Annotated in this window: 4 protein-coding genes; all 4 read right to left on the reverse strand. The window is 60.9% G+C overall.

Annotation, left to right across the window (positions count from 1 at the left end; genetic code table 11):
- Positions 1-169 (reverse strand): AAA family ATPase (locus R6U20_RS05020; protein ID WP_410336774.1); only part of this gene is annotated, 169 nt, incomplete at its 3' end.
- Positions 166-999: an ExeA family protein gene (locus tag R6U20_RS05025; RefSeq protein ID WP_410336771.1), complete on the reverse strand. Its 834-nt coding sequence runs from the start codon at positions 997-999 to the stop codon at positions 166-168. The genes R6U20_RS05025 and R6U20_RS05020, both read right to left, overlap by 4 nt.
- Positions 1,000-1,004: 5 nt before the next feature.
- Positions 1,005-2,474 (reverse strand): DDE-type integrase/transposase/recombinase, encoded by a 1,470-nt coding sequence (locus R6U20_RS05030; protein ID WP_410336772.1) that lies wholly within the window; start codon positions 2,472-2,474, stop codon positions 1,005-1,007.
- A gap of 153 nt (positions 2,475-2,627) precedes the next feature.
- The gene (locus R6U20_RS05035; RefSeq protein ID WP_410336773.1) at positions 2,628-3,182 is read right to left on the reverse strand and encodes a hypothetical protein; all 555 of its coding nucleotides are present in this window, start codon (positions 3,180-3,182) and stop codon (positions 2,628-2,630) included.
- Positions 3,183-3,362 lie beyond the last annotated feature (180 nt).

Here is a 3,362-nt window from a genome sequence, read left to right on the forward strand (position 1 = left end):
CGGAAGCCACGCTGACGGCCATGTCCAGGGCCAGGAAGCTCTTGCAACATTTCGGTTCCCCGCCCAGGATGCCGACGGCCTGCTGCGCCCAGAGTTCATCAATGAGCCACTTCTGCTCGTCGGGCAGCCGTGCCAGATCGCACGCTTTCTCTACGGGCAGTAGCTTCATGATGAGCGTCTTCCGCTTACGCTTGCCCGTATGTCGAAGACCTTCAAGAAGAGCTTCTCGTCGATCTGGTCGACCTCATCATGCAGGGCGGCTGAGAGCAGATCGTTGGCCATGGTCATCAATACGCGACAGTTGCCGGCGGCGTGTTCACAGAGCGCAGCGATAACCGGTTCGCTGATCAGCCTCGGATTACCGGCCTTCTCTAAATGGTTGCAGAGGCATTCGCGGAGGGCTTTCGATTCAGAGGGTTCGAAGCGCAGACGGCAACGGATCCGACTGGCCACGGGAAGCAGGTCATCGGTCTGCAACGCTTTCGCGAGCCGCTGGTCACCGCAAAGCACGACGGTGAGGATGCTGCGAGAGTCGAGCTTGTCACTCGCGAGCATGCGCAGTTCGCACAACACCGCCGTGTTCATCGCCTGCGCCTCGTCGATCAGCAGCGCCGGCCGATAGAGGGAGGCCTCCATATGAGCGATCCATCGCTGCCGCAGCACCCTGGCTCCTCCCCAGCGGTTGTGGGGCGAGAGCGTCACGCCGAACAGATCGCCGAGTTCTCGATAGAAGTCTGCTACGGAGGCTTGCGGACGGGTCAGTACACCGACGGTCACATCACATAGGTTCCCGAGACGATCGGCAAGGATGCGGAGCGTCGCGCTCTTGCCCGAACCGGGCACACCGGTAATCAGGGCGAAGCCGCCTTCGCCGAGCTGGTTCTCGATCCGCCAGCAGAAGTGTTCCATAGCCGGGGTCACGTACAGTGACGAGACGGGAACCTCCTGGCAGAAGGGGTTGTATTTGAGGCTGTAAAGGGCCAGCATCTTGTTACTCATGGGGCTTACTTCTCCTCTTTGTTGATTTCATCCTTGGGTAGATACGCCGGCGGCAGCCCGGTGGCGGCATAGTCGGCAATGAGTTTGCGAAGCAACGGGGCCATCTGGCCGTCGGGCAGTTCGGGCACGCAGCCGACTGGCTCGGTGATGGCTTCCTTCCGTCGCCGCTTCCCGTCGGCGTTCTTCTGCTTGTCCTGCGGGTAGAGCCGTCCGAGCACCTGCCCGCTGCGCCCGTCGCTCAGGTAGACATGCGAGAGATCCCAGCTCGCGTAGCGAACCGTCACCGCCTCGAGGTGCCGATAGCGCGAGGGCAGCTCGAAGCGTTTGCCCTCGACGCTGATCGTGCCGTCACTCTTGCGCTGCTTGCGCGAGCACTCCGCCGTGAACGCCTGGCGAAGGACTTCACTTTCCGGACACCGCCGCCCCACATCCTTGTTGTGGATAAAGCGCGAGAGCGGCGTGTCGGCGATCTCGCGTTGCCTGCTGCGGTTGTGCTCCAACTCGACCCAGGCCTGCGTCGCCTCGTTGAGAGCGCTGAGAGTCAAGTCCTTGACGCCATCGAGCATCGCCAGCAGCCGCCCCTCGACCGGCCCCCAGAATGACTCCTGCTTGCCGTTCTGGTACGGGCTGTAAGGCAGGGTGCGCTCGTGCACGATCCCCAGCCGCACCAGCCCCTGCGTCGTCTCGTGGGCGATCATCGCGCTGCCGTTATCGCTCATCAGTGCCCGTGGCAGCCCCCGCTTCATGAATGCCTGCAAAAGACCATGGATCAGATCCTCGGCCGTCTCGTGCAGATACCATTGCGCATGGCAGCAAAGGCGCGAATGGTCGTCGAGCACCCCCAGCAAAATCGGATGCACCCAGTCGCCCGGGGAGGTGAGCACCGGCACGCTGCCGTGATGGAAGTCCAGGTGCCAGAGCGCATTGACATAGGCGCTCTCGTAGCTGCGGATCTCCAGATCCTCGAATCGCGCTTCGGCGGCCTCGGCTCCCGCGCTCGTGCGTTTCCCGCCCAGACGGCGACGCTTGGGCATGCCGTGCGCCTGCATGTAGCGACGCACGCTCTCGTAGGAGGGCATCTCCCCGAGTCCGGGGTCCTGCGCAACGCGCACGGCAAGATTATCGGCCTGCAGCTTGTAGCTCCAGTGCCGATGCTGCCGGTACTGCGCGTCGATCAGGGCACGCAGCGGTAGACTCAAGCTCGGATGCGTGCCCTGATCCTCGCGGATCTTGCGCGAAAGCACCCCGACCGGATCCTTCGGCGAGCGGCGCGCCTGGTAGTACCAGCGCTCGATCGTCGAGGCTCCCAGGACAACCCACTCGCCCGAGATCGGATGACGCCAGCGTTTACGAGCAAGCCGCTTCAGCTCCCCACCCAGCTCCCCCTTTCCCGGCGGTGCCGCCAGTAGCGGACCCACCACGCTGAAGCGAAAATGCGCCCAGCGCTGATCGCCTGCCCCCGCCGTCTCCGGCATGACTGGCTGTTGTGTTGATACACTCCGTTCCCCTGGCATCGTTCTTCTCCTTTCCGGCTCGATCAGATCGGGCCTTTTGTCTGCGATGCCACCTTTCTACAGAAGAGCGTTTAGCCTGTCGCCAAGCGTTCTCTGCGGGAGCTATGACCACCCTCACATAGCGCACCTATTTTTTCTCCATTTTGTCGTGATCGGCGCGATATATCCCATTAGGTTGACCAACCCTTTACGTCTATTGGCAACGAACGCTTCGACAAGCCCATAGGGCATGAGAAGCTCATCAAGCACCGGCATGAACCGTCCCCGCTCCCCCTTCCAGAACGGCGTCTTGACAAAAACCTCCAGCCACCAGCGACGCCAACGCTTCAAGGTTCGCAGGTCGATGCCCAGCGCTTCGTGCAGGGCCCCGATCCGATGCGCATTCGGTCCATGCATCATCGCCGACACCAATACCACAACGATCCCGGCATACACCTTGCGCCCCAGGAACCGAACCGACGGCGGCGTGTGTCGCTTGCGACAGCGCGAGCAGGTGTAACTGTAGCGCTTGTTCCACGACTCCACCCATCGAGGCTTACGCGGATAATCATCTCTATGCAACTTGGCGTCACAATTCAGGCACACTTCGGAACGCATCTGCTCCGCCAATTCCGCATCAACCTTATCTAGCAGCTTGATCAAATCCGCATCCTTTAGTAGCTTGTCCATGGGGTGTTCTCCTTCTCCATTGGCGTGGTAAAATGAGAACAAAAAACCTCACAAGGCTTTTTTGCAAGCTTTGTGAGGTTTACCCCAATCTTTTTATCTCTCTATCTGATGGACACCAACGCCCATCCATCACCTATCTTGACCTAAATCCCGCCACCTACCATCACATATTCAGTCCGC

Origin of the sequence: Longimonas sp. (assembly GCF_046498435.1) — a bacterium.
GTDB lineage: Bacteria > Bacteroidota > Rhodothermia > Rhodothermales > Salinibacteraceae > Longimonas.

Coding starts and splice junctions, on each gene's coding strand:
- R6U20_RS05025 (WP_410336771.1), bottom strand. CDS start 999: ATGAGTAACAAGATGCTGGCCCTTTACAGCCTCAAATACAACCCCTTC.
- R6U20_RS05030 (WP_410336772.1), bottom strand. CDS start 2,474: ATGCCGGAGACGGCGGGGGCAGGCGATCAGCGCTGGGCGCATTTTCGC.
- R6U20_RS05035 (WP_410336773.1), bottom strand. CDS start 3,182: ATGGACAAGCTACTAAAGGATGCGGATTTGATCAAGCTGCTAGATAAG.